The sequence below is a fragment of the Winogradskyella psychrotolerans genome, assembly GCF_018860545.1.
In the GTDB taxonomy this organism is placed as follows: domain Bacteria; phylum Bacteroidota; class Bacteroidia; order Flavobacteriales; family Flavobacteriaceae; genus Winogradskyella; species Winogradskyella psychrotolerans_A.
In genome coordinates this window covers 281,364-303,333 of record NZ_JAHKPN010000011.1, presented here as the reverse complement: position 1 = coordinate 303,333, position 21,970 = coordinate 281,364, and the positions used below count along the sequence as shown (strand labels likewise).

Below are 21,970 nucleotides of genomic sequence, written 5' to 3'. Positions count from 1 at the left end.
TATAAGGTTTCTAAAAAGACATGGTTAGGTTAGCACTAACACCTGTTGCTTCAGCAGCATAACGACAAACTCCACCAACACAAATAAGTCCGGCGCGCTGTCTTCCATAATTTAATCCTAACCGAGTAGCACCTTTTGTGTAACTACCACCGACATTAAAATAATGCGTTTCTGATGTGTCACCATCATCTCCACTATTATAGATGTCATTAACATAGAATGAATATTTAGAGTTTAAATTAAATTCTAAAGTTCCGCCTGTCCAATCATGTGATTCGGAATCTGACCATAATTTCTGTGCTTCAAATCTAAACGATTTTCCTCCTCCTAGTTTGTGTGTTGCTTCTGCTACAAAAATATTAGTTTTAATAGGGTCAGCTCCAAAGTTCCCTTCAATCTCTTTTTTATTGTAGTACTGATTGACGTAGTAAAATATAGTGCTCCATTTTGAACTCCATTTTTTTCGAATTTCAAAATTAATATCCGAGAAGTATTTATTTCCAAAACCGAAAACTTCTGTGCTATAGTCTTGATTTCCATAATCAAAATCTCCTTTTAAGCCAGCCCAATACGATACATTGAATGCTAGTTTTGTGCCATATTTTCCTCCTAGAGGTGTGTCTTTATTAATCTTATAAAATAGATCTATTTGACCACCGATTTCTCCAGCTTTTAAAATCCCTGGGTCTAAAAATGAAACTTGAGATTGCGCTTGATACACAAAAATATTAGTTAATAAGTAATCGTGTTGTTTGGTTAAACCGGGAGTATAGTTAACGATATTTTCTAGAAAAAGGTTACCATCTTTTTTGCGTTCTGAATAAAACGTCATGTTTTCGAGTCTTCTAAATGTCGCGTCTAAGCCAAAGCCTTTTTTAGAAAAACCAGTATTTAATAGCATGGCATTTCCTGGTTTGACAAAAGTATTAGACAGCTGACTTAACTGAACAATAGCATCTTCACTTTTAGAAACATATTCTAAACTCGAGTAAAAATTACCTTCTGAAAAATCCAACCGACCTGAAAACGCATTCGTCAATTCATTAAAATCAGGAACTTCTAGTTCAATCGCCTCCTTTCGTCCTACATAACTTAACCCAAGGCTTAAAGATGAGGTTTCAAAATTCATAATAGTAGATAAATCAACTTCAGCGTTTGCACCAAATATTTCACCTTCCGATGTTTCAAAACCATAACGTTGTTTACCGTATAAACCTGTTAACGAAACAAATTCTATTGGTTTATATTCAACTTTACCACCTAATAAAGCATTGTTAAGACCTAGTTGTCTGTCTTCCCAGGTTCTTAAGATTAAGCCACTACCAAATTGTGCATAATAATGACCTGCAGTAATGTTTAATTTAGAATTTCGATAGTTTAAGGCATACGTACCTACATTGGTACCTTCAAAATTTGGTGAGTAGTTAATTAATGCAAAAGGCTCATAAGATTCTATTTGAACTGTAGCCGTAAAGTTCTTTAAAAATGTATAATCTAATTTTAGATAGTTGTTAAAGCGCAGGTGTTTATCGCCATCCTGATTTTCATTGTCGTAAAAAGATCCTGTTTTTTTATCGTCATTATACCATGCCGAATTGGATTCAAATCCTATTCTTAAGTTATCTAATAATTGTGCAAAAATAAATTGTCCTGATAGACAAAAAACTAATAGTAACATCAGTCTTTTCATAGTAGTGGTTTTAGCTAGTGGTTGGTAGTTTTTTGTTGTTAATTAGAGTGTTTTTTAATCACTTCAAAGAGGGCGTCCTCGCTTCCTGGTGTATAACCCGTATGTTGATATACGATTTCTCCATTTTTAACAACAATAAGATATGGTAATACTGCAATGTTTAAAGCACGTTTGAGGTCTTGGTTATCGTCAAGTAAAATCTGATACTCCCACCCTTTTCCATTTACTAGTGGAATAACACGTTTTTTAGTTCTAGAATCGTCAGTAGAAATAGCTATAATTTCTACATCAGTTTCATCTTGCCATTCATCATACACTTCACTAATTGCATCTAGTTCGTTAATGCATGGGACACACCAAGTCGCCCAAAAGCTAAACACTTTAATAGTGTCGGTGTTTGCTAACTCTTGAATAGAGACAGATTCGTCATCAGTACTTTTTAATGTGATATTCGGTAATTCTTGAGCGTCACTGAATTTAAATATGATTAAACATATTAATAAAATAAAGCTGTTTTTCATTTGAATAAATTATTTTTATTAGTAATCCTACAATAATACTACCAAAAAATTAAAATTAGTTTATATTCGCTAATGAATTAAAAAAAAATCCTTCATGAAAACAAATTACCTTTTTAAATCTTTATTCTTTGCCTTAACATTAATTTTTACAAGCTGCAGTAGTGATAGTAGTGATGATTCAGGTGGTGGTGGTGAACAAGCTACAAGTATTACAGTAACTAGACAATCTAGCAGCGATGTTTATGTGGGTGATGCTATATTTTTTAACGTCATTACGGATACAGGTGCTGTAGTATCTAATTCGGCTAGTCTATCTGTAAATAGTGTTGGTATAAGTGGAATTAATTATACGCCACAAACAGCAGGTGTGTTAAGTGTTGTAGCTACTTACAATGGTTTAACGAGTGAGCCTTTAGAAGTTACAGTGTTAGAATTACCAACCAAATTTAAACGCAATGTTTTGATAGAAGACTATACAGGAACTTGGTGTGGATGGTGTCCTAGAGTATCTTATGGTATTGAGCAAGTAGACGCGACTACGGATCAATCAGTTACTGTTGCAATACACCGCGTAACTACGGATCAATCTAGTGGTTATTATGACCCTTATACTTATGAAGCTTCTGCGTTAGAGAATATGATTGGCTTATCAGGTTATCCAACAGCCATGCTAAATAGAACGACAACATGGACTTATCCAGAGCCTAGTAATGTAAGTCAAATTGTTGATTTGGCGGATACGGATGCTGATGTTGGTTTAGCATTGACACCTACGTTGGATGGAACTACAATTTCAATTGATGTGAAAATCAAGTTCGGTTCGTTATCGGTTAGTAATCCTAAGCTTGTTGTTTATATATTAGAAGACGATTTGTTTCATGATCAAACTAATTACACGAGTTATTATGGTGGTGGAGCTACGCTGTCTAATTTTGAGCATGATAACGTGTTAAGAGCATCAATTACGGATTTATTAGGTAGTAGTATACCGTCAGCGGAAGTGTTTGCAGAAAATGAATACTCACAAACGATAACAGCAGATGTGCCTAGCAATGTTACTAATACCTCTAAAATGAGAGTTGTTGCTTTTGTTACTAATGGTGGTAATAACGGAGTCTATAATGCAAGGTCAGCTAGTTTTGGTGATACTCAAACTATTGAAGAGTTATAATAGAACTTAAATGTATTAATAAAAAAATCCTGTAAATTACTTTACAGGAGGTTTTTTTGTTTGAGTACAAGTTGTAATTATTGTGCTACAAGCTTAGTCGTAAATCTTTGGTTGTCCTCGGTTGTGACATTTAAGATATAAAAACCAGTAGCTAAATCAACAGGGATAGTAGTTCTATCATTTAACGCTGTTATGGTGTTAAAAACTGTTTTACCAGTAACATCAATAATAGTGATATTAGCATTACTGTGTGTATTAGAGTGTAAGACGAGTTCATTTTGTATTGGATTTTTTTCTAATAGAATAGTTATCACTTCGGCATTAGAAATATTTAAAGGTGGATTTAATATTTCGTATAACGCAAAAGCAACATTTGCTTCGGTCAGTTGAACGTGAGGTTCGTTCTCATTTGGCGTAAATGTATTGGCGAATGGTGTATTGGTCGTTGGGTTAGGACTTCCTAAGTCTATTGCATGATGCCAGTTTATTTCATCATTTGGAAACTCTACAGCTAATGCACTAACAGAAGGAATAAAGTTAAATTTATCTATAGCGATGGCATTTACAAAGTCGCTAGCTATACCAGCATCAGCGCCTAGCACATCGGTAATTTCAGATAAATCAAATAGACCACCAGGAGCGGCATCAACACCATCAGAATGACTAAAGGATTCACTTTCTGCTGTAGAGCCATCAATTTCCCCTCCAAATACTTGTATAGAAATACTACTTACGGTGTTTGTTGTTCCGGCTTCTGGAGTGAAATTAACATCAATTAGGACGTTTGCTGTGAAAACAGATACAGGAATGCTTAGTGTAGTACTAATTACAGGATAACTATTTGTGACCGTAGGTCCAGAATCTCCCATGGCGAAATACGGGGCATTAGTGCCACTACCATTAATTATGGAAACGTTTCTAGTCATCTCTGGAAACCCAGATGAGGTTAAGGCGTTAATATTCGTTTCAAAGATGCTTCTAAACGGGTGTGCGACAGGTAACGTAAGTGTTGGGTCAAAGGATACTAAATCGGATCCAGACAAATGAGCTTCTAAATGATCCGTTAACAGCTGTCTTGCAGCTGCGGATTTTAATAGGCCGTTAATTAAAGGTTCTACCTCTGTAACGCCATTAGTTTCATTATAAGCCAAAAAGTTTAATTGATGTTGTAAACCAATAGGGACATTTGCTCCAAGATGCGGAGAGTCAAAAGAGATATAAAGTCTAGTGTCTGCATCTAACGAATTCGCTTCCATATAATTTAAAGCATATCTTGCAATCACTCCTCCCATACTAGGGCCAATAATTACATTTTGTTCTGGGCTATTGCCAGCTTTGTCTTCATTTATAGTTTCTATAAGTTCAATTAAAACCATAGCATTACGTTCCATAAAATCTGCGCCTCCATCTATAGTTATATCATCGGCTACCCTTGTATATGTAGGGAAATTTAGAAAAACAATGTCAAAGCCTTCAGTTCTTAGTAGGTCAGCTAAATTTTGATCTCCTTCCGTTCCCACATAGTCTAATGAATCATATAATCCAGTGATATCTCTGGTGTCTCCAGGGTCAAAACCATCAACGACAATAATAGGTTTATCTAAAATGTTATCTGGACTTAAAAATATTTCATATTCACCTTCGCCAGCATAATTTGTAGATTCTCCATAATCTGATAAATCCGGAATAATTTCGGAAGTTATAGAAGTTTGGGCAAAACTTAGAAACGGGAAGCATAATAAAATAGTAATGTAAAGTTTTTTCATAAGTCGCTAATTTTGAGTTAATTTCCCGAAAAGATACAAACTTTACCCAAGCTATTTCTTTTTTTTAATACTATTTCTATTAAAAGCAAAAAAAATCCTTAAAAGCATTCAGCTTCTAAGGATTTGTATTTCAATTTATTATAAGTGATTAGCCTAAGAAAGGGTATCTGTAATCCACAGGAGTTACAAAGGTTTCTTTAATTAATCTTGGAGACACCCAACGCATTAAGTTTTGGGCACTACCAGCCTTGTCATTTGTTCCAGATGCTCTTGCACCACCAAATGGTTGCTGACCTACAACAGCACCAGTTGGTTTATCATTAATATAGAAGTTCCCTGCTGAATTTTGTAATGCTATTGTAGCTTCTTCAACAGCATAACGACACGTTGATAAAATTGCCCCTGTTAATGCATATTCACTAGTTTCGTCAATCAATTTTAATGTTTCAGAAAATTTGTCTTCTTCATAAACGTAAATGGTTATTACAGGACCAAATAATTCTGTAGACATCGTGTCATATTTTGGGTTGGTCGTAACAATAACTGTTGGTTCAATAAAATAACCTTTAGATTTGTCGTAACCTCCACCAACAACAATCTCTGCGTCAGTAGCAGCTTTGGCTTCATCAATATATTTTGCTAATTTATCAAATGAGCCTTCATGAATTACGGCAGTAACAAAGTTGCTCATGTCTTCAGGAGAACCTTGCTTAAAAGAATTAACGTCTTCTATGACGAATTTCTTAACATCGTCCCACAAGTTACTTGGAATGTAGGCTCTAGATGCAGCACTACACTTTTGGCCTTGGAATTCAAAAGCGCCACGAGAAATTGCAGTGGCTACTTGTTTAGCGTTTGCAGATTTGTGAGCAACAATGAAATCTTTTCCTCCTGTTTCTCCAACAATTTTTGGATAGGTTTTGTAGTTGTGAATGTTATTTCCAATTTGTTTCCATAATTCTTTAAAAACGAATGTAGAACCTGTAAAGTGTAAGCCAGAAAAATCAGGACTTGCTAATACCGTTTCAGTAATCATGACTGGGTCTCCAAAAACAACATTAATGACACCATCAGGAACACCAGCTTCTTTGAAAATATCCATAATTACTTTAGCAGAGTACACTTGGCTATCGCTAGGTTTCCATACCACAACATTACCCATTAATGCCATACATGCAGGTAAATTTCCTGCAATCGCTGTAAAGTTAAAAGGAGTAACAGCATAGGTGAAACCTTCAAGCGGTCTGTATTCTACGCGATTCCAAGCGTCGCTTGTGCTTTCGGGTTGTTCCATGTAAATGTCAGTCATAAATTGAACATTAAATCGTAAGAAATCAATCAACTCACATGCCGCATCAATTTCAGCTTGGTGAATTGTTTTAGACTGTGCAATCATAGTTGCTGCATTAATCTTCGCTCTATAAGGGCCCGCAATTAATTCAGCAGCTTTTAAGAAAATACCAGCACGTTGTTCCCATGGTAATTGAGACCAAGTTTTACGCGCTTCTAATGCTGTAGAAATTGCGTCCTCTACATGTTGTTTTTCTGCTATATGATATTCGCCTACAATGTGTGCATGATCGTGTGGAGGAGACATTGTTCTGGTGTTTCCAGTTTTTACGTCTTTTCCATTTATGTACATAGGAACTTCAACCTTTGAGTTAAACATTGATTTGTATGCTTCAGCAACAGCTTTGCGTTCTGCTGAGCCAGGTGCGTAAGACATAACTGGTTCGTTAACCGCTACAGGTACATTAAAGAATCCTTTTCCCATAATATATTTGTTTTTTTTAGTTTGAATTTTGAAAGTGTAAAGTTACAATTTTTATAAGAGAATTGTTCCTTCAAACGTTATAGTTGTGTGAAGATTAGAAATAATGATTTTAGGACATACCGTTGAAATTCTTCCGATTATTCCTATTGAAAGTAGAAACGAAAATATGTTGGATATTAGGAAATGATATCGGTAATGAATTATGCTATACATTGTAAAGAATCTACAAGGTAGCGGTGAACCCATTTATGATTATGTGCAAGGCTCATTAAATTCTGAGATGATGTTGCTTGAAAAGTAGGCCGAAGCGAAGAGCATTTAGGTTTTACGTCTTAATTAAGAGCAAAAGGAGCGCTTAGCTTAAATGAAGGAATATAAACTTTAAATTTATTGGTCTTCGTTAAGTTAATCATATTGTAATGCCCTCTCATAGCTCCAAAAGGAGATGTTAGTAAACATCCAGAATTATAGGTGTGAGATTCACCTGGCTTTAAAACTGGTTTTTTACCGATAACACCTTCTCCTTCAATAATTTCTTCATTATTTAAGGCATCAAGTATTTTCCAGTGTCTAGAATTTAACTGAACAGAATCTTTACTTTGGTTTTCAATAGTTACTTTATAACCAAAAGCAAAGTGCACCTTATAATTTTTATAAAATGTGCCTTCAAAATTGGTTTCCACAGTGATTTTTATGCCGCTTGTAACTTGTTGTACCATAAGTTTGAAATTAGTCTATGCTAAAATAACATAATTTTTCAATGAAGCATTATAATTACGGTGAGCCGTTGGAATTTTTAACAGTTCGCTAATACTAAGTTGTTTTAAATTGAGAAATAATAAATTTAGACTGCTATTTTGATATTATAGTAATAGTTTAATTCGTAATGTCTACCGAAGAAGCTTCTCCAAATCCTATAAGTCTGTCATAACGAGCACCTAAATCCCTGTAATACACTAGTACTTTGTAATTGTTTTCAGTTTGCCAAAAATTGCCACTTATAGCTCCTTCGTCAATTTCACCAGTTTTTTTGTCGACTGCCACAAATTTGTAATTATAAAACCCTTGCTTCATTAACATGGTTGTTTCGTAGCGTTTGCTTTCAGGAATATAAACCATCTGAGTTAATGGTTCGATAGTGAAATAATTGAAATTACCATAAATGTGAATATTTTTATCTTTTAATTCATCTTGTTGTAATGAGAAGTGAACGATAACGTAATCCGCTTCAATATCTGGATTGTCTCGGTCAATTGCCGTGACTAAAAAATTTCCATTAATATCTGGATTGTAAGTGTATGGTCTATCTTTTCGAACAATGTTAGTGTATAAATAGTTATGGTATAAGTCTTTTAATTCAATAAATTGCACACCAACATTGGCAGCTCTAACATCTTTATTTTCGAAAAATAGATATTCGTTACCTCCCCAAAAAGCAGATTCAGTATCATAGCGATAAATAAGTTCGTTGCCCAAAGTGTACTGTGGTTTAAGATTGGTGATTGCGGTATTCAGGTTGTTGTTTTGAATAATAACTGTTTTAATAGTCTCCAATGGATTGTTTAAGTTGGTGCCGTTCGTTGTGATAACTAAATCCACGGACTGTTTTTCTGCAATCACTTTCACGTCTCTAGAGCGTTTAATACTAATTCCTACGTTAGCTCCGTCTTCATAAACCATGAATTTTCTGCTGAACATAAGTTCGTCATAGTCATCATAGATAGAAATCATATAATTTCCACTTTTTAACAAACCTCTAGTTTGTGTGTTTGGGATGGTTAAATTATAATGAGAATAAATTTGATAGGTGTTAAAAGAGTTCTCATAGTCTAATATTCGTTGATTGTCTAAGCCGCTGAGGTATTCTGATTTTACCAGGTTTGAAGGGGTCCAATCAAAATTAAAATGCTCAATAACGTAGTAAAAGTCTTCTTCATCACCTGTTAAAGCATCAAATTCTAAGGATAAAGATTCTCCTATACTTAGTACCGGCAATTGGCCTTCGGTGGTGTTACTTTTAAAGGTAATCGTTTTTATGAAGTCTGGTGGGTTTAGCTCTACAGCGACTTGAGAAAAAAGAATTGTAGGAATTAGTATAAGAAGTAAAAAGGTAAAAAAACTGTTTTTCATTTTGTTCGGAATCTTAGCGTATAAAGATAATCAAAATCTATGCCTTAACACAAGCTTGTTATTTATAATGGTTACAAATAAAAAAGTTGCTCTATTTTGAGCCTTAATTAAGCATTAATTTGTAGATTTGCACCGATTTTTAGATAACTAATCTTTAAAAGATATGTCAAAAGACATCAAAATTAAAAAGGGTTTAGATATAAAGTTGGTTGGTGAAGCCGAGCAAACTTTAGAGAATGCTATTGTTAGTAATTTCTATACTATTAAACCTGAGGATTTCCACAGTATTATTCCAAAACTTGTCGCTAAAGAAGGAACGCGTGTTAAAGCGGGTGAGACTTTATTTTACAATAAGGATAACGAAGCAATGAAGTTTGTTTCACCTGTTTCTGGTGAGATAACTGAAGTACAGCGTGGACCAAGACGTCGTATAGACGCTATAAAAATAACAGCAGACAAAGAACAAGCTTATGTAGATCATGGTACGTTTGATTTAGCTTCGGATGCTGAAACAACTAAAGCGCATTTGTTGGCTTCAGGGTGTTGGGCATTTATTAAACAACGTCCTTACGATGTTGTTGCAAAAGCTGATAGAACTCCAAAAGCTATTTTTATATCGGGTTATGCAAGTGCCCCTTTAGCTGCAGATTTAGATTTTACTTTAAAAGGTAAAGAAGCTGAATTGCAAGCTGCGGTTACAGCCTTGTCTAAATGTACAGAGGGTGGTGTTCATATTTCTGTCGGTGCAAATTCTAATTCACCTTTAGCAAATTTACAAAACGCTATTACTCATAAAGTGTCTGGGCCACATCCGTCAGGGAATGTTGGGACTTTAATTAATAAGGTTGATCCTATTAATAAAGGTGAAACGGTTTGGACGGTGAATGCTCAAGATTTAGTAATTATCGGAGAATTGCTTTTAACAGGGAAGTTTAATGCGGAACGTATTATTGCGCTTGCAGGATCTTCGGTTAAAAAGCCTCGTTATTTTAGAACAAAATTAGGTTCTGAAATTTCAACTATGGTTTACGATAATGGAGTTGAAAGAGATAGTAACGACCGTTTTATTTCTGGAAATGTATTGTCTGGAAAACGTGTTCAACCCGATGGTTACTTAGATTATTACAGTAATGTAATCTCTGTAATTCCAGAAGGTAATGATTACGAATTATTTGGATGGAATAAACCAGTTTTTGATAAAGTGTCTAACACTAGAGCTTTAACATTTTCATGGTTGACACCAAATAAGAAATACGACCTAAGCACTAATATGAATGGTGAGCATAGAAATTTTGTGCTTACAGGTAACTATGAGCAAGTGTTTCCATTAGATATTTATCCAATGCAAATCTTAAAATCTTGTTTGTATAAAGACCTTGATGAAATGGAAGCTTTGGGTATGTATGAAGTGGCACCTGAAGATTTTGCTTTAACAGAATTTGTATGTGTGTCAAAACAGCCACATCAGCAAATTATTAGAGCAGGATTGGATTTAATGTTAGAAGAAATCGGTTAAAAAATAGATAATGGGTTTAAAACAAAACTTACATAGCTTAAGAGAAAAATACAAAGGGACCAAGATGGCTCCGGCCTTCAACGCCTTACATACTTTTCTTTATACGCCTAATGATACCGCACATGGTGGTACACATATTAAGGCAGCGGATGATTTAAAACGAACAATGAATACGGTCATTATGGCCTTAATTCCGTGTTTGATCTTCGGTATGTTTAATGCAGGTTATCAGCATTATGTAGCAGCAGGAGAAATTGAAGCTGTAACTAGCGGTTTCTTTAGTAGTGAATTCTGGACCTTACAGAATTTTTCTTTAGGGTTTTGGAAAGTACTTCCAATACTAGCTATTTCTTACGGTGTTGGTTTAGGTGTTGAATTTTTATTCGCAGTTATCAAAGGCCACGAAGTTGAAGAAGGTTATTTAGTAACTGGTATGTTAGTGCCATTAATTGTACCAATTGATATTCCATTATGGATGTTAGTGGTTGCTGTTGTTTTCGGTGTTGTTATCGGTAAAGAAGTTTTTGGTGGTACAGGAATGAATATTCTAAATCCGGCCTTAACCATTAGAGCATTCTTGTTCTTCGCATATCCAACATGGATGAGTGGTGATAAAGTATGGGTAGAAGGAGCTGTAGAAAGAACTAGAGAAATTGCAAATGGCTCAACTGCTGATGCTATTTCTGGTGAAACTATTTTAGGTAGTTTAGCCCAGTCGCATGGAGTTGATTATTCGGTTATGGATATGTTTTTCGGCTTTATTCCTGGTTCAATTGGAGAGACATCGACACTATTAATTTTACTAGGAGGTTTATTCCTCATCTTCACAAAAATAGGAAGTTGGAGAATCATGTTAAGTTCTGTGATAGGAGCGTTAGTAATGGGTTATATTTTTAACCTAGTCGTAGCTGCAGGATGGATTACAGATACAAGTAAATTTTACGGTTTAATGAGTACTGAGTTCTGGCATCATTTATTAATTGGTGGTATAGCATTTGGTATTGTTTATATGGCAACGGATCCTGTTACAGCATCTCAAACTAACAAAGGTAAATGGATTTATGGTTTCTTAATTGGTTTCGTATCAATTATGATTCGTGTATTTAACCCAGCATATCCAGAAGGAGTCATGTTAGCAATATTGTTAATGAATGTATTTGCACCAACCATAGATCATTATGTGGTGCAGGGCAATGTGAAAGGAAGATTAAAAAGAGCAAAAATAAAAACAGCTTAAATTATGGCAATCGATACAGATAAAAATAGTTATACCATTATTTTTGCCATTGTTATGGTAGTGGTTGTGGGATCTATACTTGCAGGACTTGCTTCAGGCTTAAAACCTTTAGTGGATGCTAATAAACGTTTTGAAAAACAACAGAATATATTGTATGCCATGGGTATTAATGCCAATGAAGGTACAAGTGATGTTGCTTTTATTTCTACGGATAAAGTAGAAGACGAATTTACCAGTACTATTACTAAGCAATATGTTATTGAAGGAACTAAAGTTTCTGAAGTTTCTGAGGCTTATTTAATAGACATTAAGAAAGAGGAAGCTAAAGCAAAAGATCCTAGTTATACAAGAAAATTACCATTGTTTGAAGGTGAAAAAGATGGTCAGCCAATCTATGTTATTCCAATTAGAGGTAAAGGATTATGGGATGCCATTTGGGGATTTGTTGCAGTTGATAAATCTATGACAGTACAAGGTGTCTTTTTTGATCACGCAGGTGAAACACCTGGTTTAGGTGCAGAAATTAAGCAACGTTACTTTATGGATGATTTCGCAGGAGAGCATTTATTGAATGATGCAGGTGTTTATGGAGGCATAAATGTAGCTAAAGGGAATGCAGATCCTAAGAACGAAAGGAAAGACGACAATGCAGTAGATGCCATTGCAGGAGCAACAATTACAGGTGATGGTGTAACCGCAATGATTAAGAAAGATTTAAAAATGTACGTGCCTTATTTTAAGACATTAAACTAATAAATGTATGGGACTTTTATCAAAAAAAGATAGTAAACTAATATTAGATCCTTTAGCGGATAATAACCCAATTACCATTCAGGTATTAGGTATTTGTTCTGCTTTAGCGATTACAGCACAGTTAAAGCCTTCAATTGTAATGGCAATTTCTGTAGTCTTTGTATTGAGTGTAGGTAACGTCGTTATCTCTTTAATGAGAAATATCATTCCTTCTAAAATTAGAATTATTGTGCAACTAATCGTTGTGGCAACCTTAGTAATTATAGTAGATCAAGTGTTAAAAGCATTTGCTTATAGTTTAAGTAAAGAGCTTTCAGTATTTATTGGTTTAATTATTACCAACTGTATTATTATGGGACGATTTGAAGCGTTTGCTTTAGGTAATGGCCCATGGAAATCATTCTTAGATGGTATTGGTAATGCTGCAGGTTATGGTTTAATTCTTATAATCGTTGGTTTCTTTAGAGAGTTATTAGGTTCAGGAACTTTATTTGGATTTAAAGTCCTTGGTGATTCTGTAGAAAAAACCGGATTATATGCTATTGGCTATGAAAACAATGGATTTATGGTTTTACCTCCGATGGCCTTAATAGTAGTGGGTTTAATTATTTGGGTACAACGTAGTAGAAATAAAGAATTAATAGAAGACTAAATTAGTTTATAGTTACTAGTTGTTTGTCGATAGCAATATCCAACAACTAAAGACTAACAACTAAAAACAAAATATATGGAACATATAGAATTATTTTTCAAATCGATATTTGTAGACAACATGGTTTTTGCATACTTCTTAGGTATGTGTTCTTACTTGGCTGTCTCTAAAAAAGTATCTACAGCAGTAGGTTTAGGAGCTGCAGTAATTTTTGTATTAGCAATTACAGTACCTTTAAACTGGCTATTAGATCAATATCTACTACAAGAAGGAGCTTTAACGTGGTTAGGTCCTGAATATGCGGATTATGACTTAGGTTTCTTATCGTTCATTATGTTTATTGCGACTATTGCAACCATGGTTCAGTTAGTTGAAATCATTGTAGAGAAGTTTTCTCCATCATTATATAATTCACTCGGTATTTTTTTACCATTAATTGCAGTAAACTGTGCGATTTTAGGTGGGTCTTTATTTATGCAATCAAGAGAAATAGAAACCTTAGGTTTAGCTCTTAACTATGGTATTGGTTCAGGAATTGGATGGTTTTTAGCCATTGTAGCGATTGCAGCTATTAGAGAAAAAATTAGATACAGTAATGTACCAGCACCGTTGAGAGGGTTGGGAATTACATTTATAATTACAGGCTTAATGGCCATTGGTTTTATGAGTTTTGGTGGCATGCTAACCGGAGGTGAAGAAGAAGCGACTGAAGAAACTAAAAAAGACACTGTTGGTATGGTAATGCCTACTACAACCGATAATGCAAAGGATGAGACAGCTAGTCTCATTATGGAAACAACTAACGATACGGATAAAAATTAATAAGGATTATGGTATTAGCAGCAAGCACAATAGGAACGGTCATCACTACAGTGGTCGCGTTTTTAGTAGTTACTTTATTATTGGTAGCGCTTTTACTTGTAGTGAAACAAAAACTGTCTCCATCAGGACCAGTAAAAATCACTATTAATGGAGAACGTGAAATAGAAGTTGATTCAGGAGGAACTTTGTTATCTACATTAGGAAGCCAGAAAATATTCTTACCATCGGCCTGTGGTGGAGGTGGAACGTGTATTCAATGTGAATGTCACGTGTTATCAGGTGGAGGTGAAGCATTGCCTACAGAAACACCGCACTTTTCAAGAAAAGAACTAGCACATGGCGCACGATTATCTTGCCAAGTAAAAGTGAAGCAGGATATGGAAATTACTATTCCTGAAGAAGTTTTTGGTATTAAAAAATGGGAAGCAACAGTAGTTTCTAACTATAACGTAGCAACATTTATTAAGGAATTTGTTGTTGAAATTCCTGAAGACATGAACTATAAAGCAGGTGGTTATATCCAAATTGAAATTCCACCATGTGAAATAAAATATGCAGATATGGACGTATCTGCTCACCCTGAAGATCATCCAGGTGAACCAGATAAGTTTAAACCAGACTGGGAAAAATTTGGTTTGTGGCCTTTAGTGATGAAGAACGACGAACTTGTGGAAAGAGCGTATTCTATGGCTTCTTATCCTGCTGAAGGAAGACGAATCATGCTTAACGTACGTGTGGCAACACCACCTTTTGATCGCGCTAAAGGCGGTTGGATGGACGTTAATCCAGGTGTAGCTTCGTCTTATATTTTTAATCAGAAAGTTGGTGATAAAGTGACTATTTCAGGACCGTATGGTGAGTTCTTTATCAATGACTCTGACTCAGAAATGTTATACGTTGGTGGTGGAGCAGGAATGGCACCGATGCGTTCTCATTTATACGAATTGTTTAGAACTATTAAAACAGGTCGTAAAGTAACATATTGGTACGGTGGACGTTCTAAAGCGGAATTGTTTTACATCCATTACTTTAGAGCTTTAGAAAAAGATTTCCCGAACTTTAAATTCTATTTGGCATTATCTGAACCATTGGAAAGTGACAATTGGAAAGTGAAAAAAGATATTCACGATGAAGAAGGAGATGGGTTTGTAGGATTCATTCACAACTGTGTTATTGAAAACTATTTAAATCATCATGAAGCACCAGAAGACATTGAATTATACTTCTGTGGACCACCGTTAATGAACCAAGCCGTTCAGAAAATGGGTGAGGATTTCGGAATCCCTGATGAGCATATTAGATTTGATGACTTTGGAGGTTAATATACCCTTAGTTAACAATCATTACATATAGAAAAAGCCAATACTTTATTAAAGTATTGGCTTTTTAATTGAGGTTATTTGGTTTCTAGTTTAAATACCTGCTAGACCTAATGGTTAGTAAAGTATTATTGTACATGTAATGCTTCACGTCACGTCCTTGCTTTTACTGTGCTTATGCGTCAGTGACTTCTGCTAGAATTCCTTTTAGGCTATTAAGAGATATAGGTTTTAGAATGTAATTAGATACATTTTCATAGCGTTTGGCACGATTTAAGTCTATTGGATTAATAGATGAACTTACAATATAAATCGTAACCATTTTATGGCTTTTAATCTTGATAAATTCATCTAGGAATTCCCAACCATCCATAATGGGCATGTTAATATCTAATAATATCACATCAGGAAGTACTTCTTCTGTGTTCATTATCGGTTTTAAATTATTTAAAGCCTCTTGTCCATTCTTAAAAACCATAAATGAATTGCAGAATTCTGAGAGTTCCATCATTCGTTTGGCTCCAAAAATAAAAATGGGGTCATCATCAATAATACAAGCTACGTCTATTTTAGTCATGTTTTTTTAAATGGATATAGAAGGTTGTACCTTCATTAACTTTACTTTTAACTTCAATTTTTCCTCCAATGGCTTCCACTTGATTTTTTGTTATAAATAGTCCTATACCTGTAGAATCTTCATGTTGATGGAATGTTTTATACATACCAAATAATTTATCACCATATTTTTTTAAATCAATACCTTGACCATGATCTGTAATTTCTAAGATTATAAAATCAGTGTTAGCGCTAGTTTTTATTTCAATTTTAGCGGGTTCATTTGGCTTTTTATATTTTATAGCATTCGTTAAAAAATTCAATAATACGCTATCTAAATAGGCTGGAACACCTTTAACATGGATATCTGGTTCGATAGCGATGGAAACCGAGGTTTTAGAATCTAAAATAAGTGCGGAAATACTTGACATTGCTTTATTAAAACTATCTAATAAATTTAATGGTTCGGTTTTTAAATCTTTTTGAATATTGATAGCAGCAACCTCGTTTAAGTGAACTACAGTATCTCCTAGGTTACTAACAGCCTGCTCTATTAATGGAAATAATTCGTTCTCCGTGGTTTCCGGTAAATCCATTTTTACAATATCGAGCAGCATATCTAAATTACCGTAATGCGATCTTAAATTATGAGAAACAATATGTGCAAAATTCAATAATCGTTTATTTTGGTCTTCAGTAGTCACTAATAATTGTGAAACTTTTTCAGTGCTTTTCTTTATTTCAGTGAGGTCATTGATTTGAGCTACGAAATGCTGTGGTTGATTATTACTATCTCGCACAATTGACGTGAATAATTGTGTCCAAATGATTTCACCTTTTTTATTTATATAGCGTTTTTCAGTTTCATGATGGTCGAGTTTGCCATTAAGCATGTCTATCATAGCTCGTTGTCCTTTACGAAAATCTTCAGGATGTGTGATATCTTTAAACGAGTGCGATCTAAATTCATCTTTAGTGTAACCAAAGGTTTGACACAAGCTTTTATTCACATCAATCCAGTTGCCTTCTAAATCTAGAATAGCCATGCCAATTAAAGCGGTTTCAAATGTTTTTCTCAGTTGCTGTTCTTTAAATGCTAGTGCATAAGCATCTTTTGTTTTTTTATCAATATCTTGAAATAAGCCTTGAACCTTTATACATTCATTATTTTCAATTATTGCTGTGCCAATGGCTCTTACCCATTTATCTTTTCCTGTTGCAGTAACTATTTGCACTTCGATATCATAGTCTTCATGCTTTTCAATACAATCGGTAAATACTTTAGTGATTTTATTTAAGTTATCACCGTTTTTGTAAAATGAAAGCGCAAGTTCAATATTAGGTTCATAGTCTAAAGGAACTTCATGGATTTTTTTTGTCTGAGAACTCCATGTAATTTTTTCAAGTTTGGTGTTAAATTCCCATGTGCCAATAGCAGCATGTTTTTCAATAAAATTTAGCAATGACACCTTGTTGTTTTGAGGCGTGTTTTCTTCAGGAGTGTACAAAATATGTAGGGTAAATGGGATTCAAGTAGTGCAAATGTAACTTTTAAATTTGACTCTTAGAGATTTAGCTGTGGTTTTTGACGTTGAGCAAATGTTTTAAGTAAGAAAATTAATACGTTATTTGTATTCCATAATCAAATAAACTGAGGTGGTTTCTCCAATATTTAGAACCTCGTGAGACGTAATCGAATCTTTACTAAACATATAACCAGTCGGCACATCTACTTCGCGAGTTCCTGTATCGTCTGTTATTCTGAATCTTCCTCCAACTAAAGTATAACCAACATGTGGATTGTGGTAGTGTTTCTCGTGCCCAACGCCAGGTTCAAAAGTGCATTTAAGCACTCTTAGTTCTTTATTATCTTCTAAAACCTCGCAAACTGCATGGCCTCTCCAACCTGCTTCTAAGGGGTCTGGTAATGGATGTTTGTTTTTACAGCTCGAAAGACCTATGGCGATAAGGAAAACAAGTTTAAAACAAGTTTTGTTTTTCATTCATTTTATTTGAAAGCAAGATAAGAATTTCAATAGGATTAGCTATCGCTTTGTTTAGATTTAGAAATAGCATAGTATTATAATAGTATGCTTTTTTAATGTGATTTCAAGACATCTAAAACTATTGTTATTTTCAATACCATAATCAGATTGTAAAAAATTTTATCATATGAAATTATAATTCACTATTAGTTTCGGCAATGATTCTAGCCATGGTATGTTCAAGATTTTCAAGTGACAGTATATAATTTTTTATATCCCAAGCTTGATTATCCATCACATTTTCAAATTCAATATCTTGGAACATTTTGTAATTGGATTGTTTGAGTTTTGATTTTTTATTCCACTCCAAAATCCCATAGTTATCTATGTTTTTTAACGAGGCATGCTTTGTGAGATATGTTAACACAATGGATTGATTAATTTCATCCAATGTGTTATAATTTTCTTCGTTTTTTTCTAAATTACTAGACCATTCAAAAAATTGCAGTCGCAATGAATCTGAAGAAATTAAGTTAAGCTTACCAGAAGAAATGACATCTAAAACTACCGATTGACTTGGCTTATAACTCCAATAATTGATGGATTGTGCTAAGAGACTATCGAGATTGAATTTGTTTAGGACCTCTTCGGGCTCTCCTACTAAATCCATAAGGACTCTTGTATCAGATAAAATGGTTTTGTGGTGTTTAATATACTCCTGAACACTTATTATGTTTTTTTTAAATTCTAAGTTTAGGTTTTTTATGATTGTTTGCTCCTCTTTTTTGTTGGCTAAGTCTTGGTTCCAATTGTTAATTTGAAGCGCAATGAGAATCCCAATAACCACGAGGATGATTTCACCAATGGCGTAAAGCAGATATTTTGAAGTTCTGTTTTCTTTAATCATGTTTTGACGAATATGTCTGAAGAATTTTATCATAATTTAATTAGTTATGATTTTCTAATCTTTAAAAACTTACCGTAAGTTAATTGCCTCCAAAGCCATTCTAATGGACCATATTTAAAATAATTGAGATATAAGGTGCTAAATACAACCTGAAGCAGAAAATAGGCGATGGCAATAAGTGTTATCATGGTAAATCCCATTTTACCAGCCCATCCGAAACCAATACCATAAAAAAAGGTGATGCCAAAAATAGTGTGTAAGATATAATTAGTGAAAGCCATTTTTCCAGCGGGAGCAAGCCACATCAATAGCTTGGGTTTTTTTCTAAAAAGTAATGCAATTAATGCCGCATAACCTAATGCGGTTGGTACAGTGCCCAAAGCATAGCTTAGCGTGTTAAGAAAGCTGTTGATTTGATTTTGTTCCCCTAAAAATAGAAGGTAGGCTCTCCAGCCGCTCATAGGTAAACCTAGAAGTAAACCGTAAAGCGCTATTTTTTTTAGAAGATTTACATTTTGTAAAAGATTTTCATTCAGTATTTTACGTCCAGCCCAAAGACCGATAAGAAAAATTCCAAAAACTTTAAAAATACGACCTTCTTCGAGAATCATTGACAAGCGTATCCATGAATTACCAAGGTTCATTTTAAAAAAAGCAGACCAGTCTTTATTGGTTAATTCAAATTCCACATCATTCCAAAGTTTACCATCCCACTCTACTTGAGGGAAGCCGTAGTTTTGCCATGAATCTATGCTTTTTTGATGAAAAACATCAGGATAATTTATGCCGAAGTACGAAATAATGAACCAATTTAAAATAGGTAGAAGGATGAGAATGGTGGCAAACATCAATAATTTCTTATCTGAAACGTTGATGAATGGAATTATAGCAAAGCCTAAAAGCGCATAGAGTGTTAAGATATCACCGAGCCAAAATCCTATTAAATGAATTAAACCAAAAACCATTAGCCAGAACATACGTTTAGCAAAAAATGGAGCAAAAGGCTTGTTTTGACTACTTAGTTTATAGTATTGTACAAAGCAGCCAATACCGAAGAGTAGGGAAAAAATAGAATAGAATTTACCATCAATTAACAAAAAGGAGATAAATCCCAAAACCCCATCAGAAGGACATACAAAAGCCGGATCCCTATAACTTTCTGAGAAAAAGAAAAGTCCTGAAAAATAAACGATGTTAGCCATAAAAATGCACTGTATGGCAATGCCGCGAAGGACATCTAAAAAATGAATGCGCTGGTTTTGTTGTATAGGAATAGTATGGTTTTGGTTGGTAGTTTCTATCATAGTTTATCTTTTTTCAATTATTTGTTCTCAGTTGTTTTTCTGATTATTTATCCATTGATTTATATTGTCTTCTAGCACGTTTAAAGGAATCGTTCCACTACCCAAAACAACATCATGAAATGCCCTGATATCAAACTGATCTTTTAGGATGTCTTCCGACTTTTTTCTAAGTTCTTTTATTTTTAGTTCGCCAATTTTGTAAGCTAGAGCTTGTCCAGGCCAAGCAATATACCTATCAACTTCAACCGAAATGTCGTTTTCGTTTTTACCAGAATTCTCTTTAAAATAGTCGATAGCTTCTTGTCTTATCCACCCAAAGGCATGGATGCCGGTATCAACTACCAATCTCATGGCACGCCACATTTCATAAGTCAATTGCCCGTATTTAGAATACAGATCTTGATACATGCCGAGTTCTGGACCCAGACTTTCAGAATACAGTCCCCAACCTTCAATAAATGCCGTAAACCCAAGCATGGTTCTAAACTCTGGAACATTTTCTAGTTCTTGAGCAAGTGAAATCTGTAAGTGATGACCAGGAACCGCTTCATGAATAGTTAAGGCTTCCATTTCCCATTTAGGTCTCGATTCTAGTTTATAAGTATTCGCATAGAAATAGCCTGCTACACCAGATTGCAGAGAACCTGGATTATAATACGCCGTTGTAGTCGCTTGCTCTGAATAAGCTGGCACTTTTTTTACACCATACGGAAGTCTTGGTAGTTTCCCAAAAAGTTGGGGCAAGACAGGATCTATTTTTTTGCAAATATCACGATAAGCCGAAAGCAATTCCTCAGGCGTGTCAAAATAAAACTGAGGGTCTTCTTTTAGAAAAGTATTAAATGCATTTAAGTCTCCTTTGAAGCCTGTGTCTGATTTCACCTTTTCCATCTCAACCAATATTCTTGCTACTTCTGATAGGCCGATATCGTGGATTTCCTGAGCGGTCTTATTTGTGGTGGTATGAAACTTTATTTGCGCATTGTACCATGCCGTTCCATTGGGTAATTCACCTAGGCCATAGCTTTCTCTAGTGTTTGGTAAATAGGTGTCGGTCATGAAAACTTTGAACTTATCAAAAGCTGGGTTAACACTTTTGGTAATGATAGTTTTAGCCTTCTCTTTGAAGGCATCATGTCCTTCTAAGTTGATAAATGGTGTGTAAAAAATGCTTTCTTCAGGAGTTTCAGCTATCATGCTTTTTAATTGTTCGGGAACTTGAACAACTGTAGTTCGTGGCATCACAATTCCTTTTTCTATGCCTTCTGACAAGGTTATTTCAACGTTTTTTAAAAGTTCTGAAATACCCTCAAGTCTTGCTATAATATCTTCCAATGCCTTTGGCGAATTCGTTGGCATCATTTGAATAATTGCAGGTATGTACGAATGAATGCCCTGAATTTGGTCTATTATTAAATATTGTTCTGGAAACTGGCTATTTAAAGCATATTGGTCGCCAACAGAGCGATTAAAGATGCTGAAGTTGACTTTATCTTCTTCCGTTAAATTTTCAAGATTAAACCAGTCTTTAGAGTCGTTAAAAATCTTTAATACCGCTAAGTCTTTTTTTGTGCCTTCAGGTGAAACATCATCCCATAAATGGTTGTATCCCGGTTTTCCAAAAAATGTAGCCGTTACAGGAGATGCTTCTAATTGACTTTCGGTATAGACTTCGAATAGCAGCTTTAAACGTTTACTTTCGCTACTAAAATTTTTACTATCCTTAATGTAGCTTAGTTTTTCAGTAATATTACCATTAGGTAATTTTGTGTTTTGGGCGTGTCCTTGCTTAACAGTTATAAGACATAAAGCTAAGCTTAGAATTAATAAGATGTTCTTCATGATTTTTTCATTTTGTAATTGATTTA

Annotated in this window: 19 protein-coding genes; 7 read left to right on the top strand and 12 right to left on the bottom strand. The window is 34.5% G+C overall.

Annotated elements, in window-relative coordinates; genetic code table 11:
- Window positions 1-10: 10 nt before the first annotated feature.
- Window positions 11-1,690, bottom strand: coding sequence for a DUF6029 family protein (locus tag KO515_RS04810; protein ID WP_215935241.1), 1,680 nt, complete (start codon window positions 1,688-1,690; stop codon window positions 11-13).
- 38 nt (window positions 1,691-1,728) lie between these two features.
- A complete protein-coding gene (locus KO515_RS04805; protein WP_215935240.1) occupies window positions 1,729-2,211 on the bottom strand; it encodes a TlpA family protein disulfide reductase in 483 nt (160 codons plus the stop codon).
- Window positions 2,212-2,305: 94 nt separating this feature from the next.
- Between KO515_RS04805 and KO515_RS04800 the strand changes: the two genes are divergently transcribed.
- Entirely contained in the window at window positions 2,306-3,382 is a 1,077-nt protein-coding gene (locus KO515_RS04800; protein ID WP_215935239.1) for an Omp28-related outer membrane protein, read from the top strand.
- 77 nt (window positions 3,383-3,459) lie between these two features.
- Here KO515_RS04800 and KO515_RS04795 read toward each other — a convergent pair whose 3' ends face one another.
- The 4 genes from KO515_RS04795 to KO515_RS04780 form a co-directional block, all read right to left on the bottom strand.
- Window positions 3,460-5,148, bottom strand: coding sequence for a T9SS type A sorting domain-containing protein (locus KO515_RS04795; protein ID WP_215935238.1), 1,689 nt, complete (start codon window positions 5,146-5,148; stop codon window positions 3,460-3,462).
- Window positions 5,149-5,296: 148 nt separating this feature from the next.
- Window positions 5,297-6,922: an L-glutamate gamma-semialdehyde dehydrogenase gene (gene pruA, locus KO515_RS04790; protein WP_215935237.1), complete on the bottom strand. Its 1,626-nt coding sequence runs from the start codon at window positions 6,920-6,922 to the stop codon at window positions 5,297-5,299.
- Between the two features lie 332 nt (window positions 6,923-7,254).
- Window positions 7,255-7,641, bottom strand: a complete 387-nt coding sequence (gene apaG, locus KO515_RS04785) for a Co2+/Mg2+ efflux protein ApaG (RefSeq protein WP_215935236.1) — start codon at window positions 7,639-7,641, stop codon at window positions 7,255-7,257.
- A gap of 157 nt (window positions 7,642-7,798) precedes the next feature.
- Window positions 7,799-9,052, bottom strand: coding sequence for a DUF5103 domain-containing protein (locus KO515_RS04780; RefSeq protein ID WP_215935235.1), 1,254 nt, complete (start codon window positions 9,050-9,052; stop codon window positions 7,799-7,801).
- 163 nt (window positions 9,053-9,215) lie between these two features.
- Here KO515_RS04780 and KO515_RS04775 point away from each other — a divergent pair, with 163 nt between their 5' ends.
- From KO515_RS04775 to nqrF, 6 genes are all read left to right on the top strand, one after another.
- Window positions 9,216-10,568 (top strand): Na(+)-translocating NADH-quinone reductase subunit A, encoded by a 1,353-nt coding sequence (locus KO515_RS04775; protein WP_215935234.1) that lies wholly within the window; start codon window positions 9,216-9,218, stop codon window positions 10,566-10,568.
- 10 nt (window positions 10,569-10,578) lie between these two features.
- A complete protein-coding gene (locus KO515_RS04770) occupies window positions 10,579-11,805 on the top strand; it encodes an NADH:ubiquinone reductase (Na(+)-transporting) subunit B (RefSeq protein ID WP_215935233.1) in 1,227 nt (408 codons plus the stop codon).
- Between the two features lie 3 nt (window positions 11,806-11,808).
- Window positions 11,809-12,558: a Na(+)-translocating NADH-quinone reductase subunit C gene (locus KO515_RS04765; protein ID WP_215935232.1), complete on the top strand. Its 750-nt coding sequence runs from the start codon at window positions 11,809-11,811 to the stop codon at window positions 12,556-12,558.
- Window positions 12,559-12,565: 7 nt separating this feature from the next.
- Window positions 12,566-13,210: an NADH:ubiquinone reductase (Na(+)-transporting) subunit D gene (locus KO515_RS04760; protein ID WP_092444712.1), complete on the top strand. Its 645-nt coding sequence runs from the start codon at window positions 12,566-12,568 to the stop codon at window positions 13,208-13,210.
- Between the two features lie 75 nt (window positions 13,211-13,285).
- Window positions 13,286-14,032, top strand: coding sequence for an NADH:ubiquinone reductase (Na(+)-transporting) subunit E (gene nqrE, locus KO515_RS04755; protein WP_215935231.1), 747 nt, complete (start codon window positions 13,286-13,288; stop codon window positions 14,030-14,032).
- Window positions 14,033-14,040: 8 nt separating this feature from the next.
- On the top strand, window positions 14,041-15,354 hold the full coding sequence (nqrF, locus tag KO515_RS04750) for an NADH:ubiquinone reductase (Na(+)-transporting) subunit F (protein ID WP_215935230.1): 1,314 nt from the start codon (window positions 14,041-14,043) through the stop codon (window positions 15,352-15,354).
- 172 nt (window positions 15,355-15,526) lie between these two features.
- Here the strand turns inward: nqrF and KO515_RS04745 are convergent, their stop codons facing one another.
- The 6 genes from KO515_RS04745 to KO515_RS04720 form a co-directional block, all read right to left on the bottom strand.
- Complete coding sequence (locus KO515_RS04745) at window positions 15,527-15,928, bottom strand: response regulator (RefSeq protein ID WP_215935229.1); 402 nt, start codon at window positions 15,926-15,928, stop codon at window positions 15,527-15,529.
- Complete coding sequence (locus tag KO515_RS04740; protein ID WP_215935228.1) at window positions 15,921-17,414, bottom strand: sensor histidine kinase; 1,494 nt, start codon at window positions 17,412-17,414, stop codon at window positions 15,921-15,923. Before KO515_RS04740 ends, KO515_RS04745 begins: the two co-directional genes overlap by 8 nt.
- 117 nt (window positions 17,415-17,531) lie before the next feature.
- On the bottom strand, window positions 17,532-17,909 hold the full coding sequence (locus tag KO515_RS04735; RefSeq protein WP_215935227.1) for a cupin domain-containing protein: 378 nt from the start codon (window positions 17,907-17,909) through the stop codon (window positions 17,532-17,534).
- Between the two features lie 175 nt (window positions 17,910-18,084).
- Window positions 18,085-18,831 carry a DUF6090 family protein gene (locus KO515_RS04730; protein WP_215935226.1) on the bottom strand — a complete coding sequence of 249 codons (747 nt, stop codon included), beginning with the start codon at window positions 18,829-18,831 and terminating at the stop codon, window positions 18,085-18,087.
- A gap of 11 nt (window positions 18,832-18,842) precedes the next feature.
- Entirely contained in the window at window positions 18,843-20,102 is a 1,260-nt protein-coding gene (locus KO515_RS04725) for a DUF418 domain-containing protein (protein ID WP_215935225.1), read from the bottom strand.
- A gap of 27 nt (window positions 20,103-20,129) precedes the next feature.
- Window positions 20,130-21,944 carry a DUF885 domain-containing protein gene (locus KO515_RS04720; RefSeq protein WP_215935224.1) on the bottom strand — a complete coding sequence of 605 codons (1,815 nt, stop codon included), beginning with the start codon at window positions 21,942-21,944 and terminating at the stop codon, window positions 20,130-20,132.
- Between the last annotated feature and the right edge of the window lie 26 nt (window positions 21,945-21,970).

Coding starts and splice junctions, on each gene's coding strand:
- nqrF (WP_215935230.1), top strand. CDS start 14,041: ATGGTATTAGCAGCAAGCACAATAGGAACGGTCATCACTACAGTGGTC.
- KO515_RS04805 (WP_215935240.1), bottom strand. CDS start 2,211: ATGAAAAACAGCTTTATTTTATTAATATGTTTAATCATATTTAAATTC.
- KO515_RS04720 (WP_215935224.1), bottom strand. CDS start 21,944: ATGAAGAACATCTTATTAATTCTAAGCTTAGCTTTATGTCTTATAACT.
- KO515_RS04730 (WP_215935226.1), bottom strand. CDS start 18,831: ATGATAAAATTCTTCAGACATATTCGTCAAAACATGATTAAAGAAAAC.
- KO515_RS04765 (WP_215935232.1), top strand. CDS start 11,809: ATGGCAATCGATACAGATAAAAATAGTTATACCATTATTTTTGCCATT.
- apaG (WP_215935236.1), bottom strand. CDS start 7,641: ATGGTACAACAAGTTACAAGCGGCATAAAAATCACTGTGGAAACCAAT.
- KO515_RS04725 (WP_215935225.1), bottom strand. CDS start 20,102: ATGATAGAAACTACCAACCAAAACCATACTATTCCTATACAACAAAAC.
- KO515_RS04735 (WP_215935227.1), bottom strand. CDS start 17,909: ATGAAAAACAAAACTTGTTTTAAACTTGTTTTCCTTATCGCCATAGGT.
- KO515_RS04800 (WP_215935239.1), top strand. CDS start 2,306: ATGAAAACAAATTACCTTTTTAAATCTTTATTCTTTGCCTTAACATTA.
- KO515_RS04745 (WP_215935229.1), bottom strand. CDS start 15,928: ATGACTAAAATAGACGTAGCTTGTATTATTGATGATGACCCCATTTTT.
- KO515_RS04760 (WP_092444712.1), top strand. CDS start 12,566: ATGGGACTTTTATCAAAAAAAGATAGTAAACTAATATTAGATCCTTTA.
- KO515_RS04770 (WP_215935233.1), top strand. CDS start 10,579: ATGGGTTTAAAACAAAACTTACATAGCTTAAGAGAAAAATACAAAGGG.
- pruA (WP_215935237.1), bottom strand. CDS start 6,922: ATGGGAAAAGGATTCTTTAATGTACCTGTAGCGGTTAACGAACCAGTT.
- KO515_RS04780 (WP_215935235.1), bottom strand. CDS start 9,052: ATGAAAAACAGTTTTTTTACCTTTTTACTTCTTATACTAATTCCTACA.
- nqrE (WP_215935231.1), top strand. CDS start 13,286: ATGGAACATATAGAATTATTTTTCAAATCGATATTTGTAGACAACATG.
- KO515_RS04775 (WP_215935234.1), top strand. CDS start 9,216: ATGTCAAAAGACATCAAAATTAAAAAGGGTTTAGATATAAAGTTGGTT.
- KO515_RS04810 (WP_215935241.1), bottom strand. CDS start 1,690: ATGAAAAGACTGATGTTACTATTAGTTTTTTGTCTATCAGGACAATTT.
- KO515_RS04795 (WP_215935238.1), bottom strand. CDS start 5,148: ATGAAAAAACTTTACATTACTATTTTATTATGCTTCCCGTTTCTAAGT.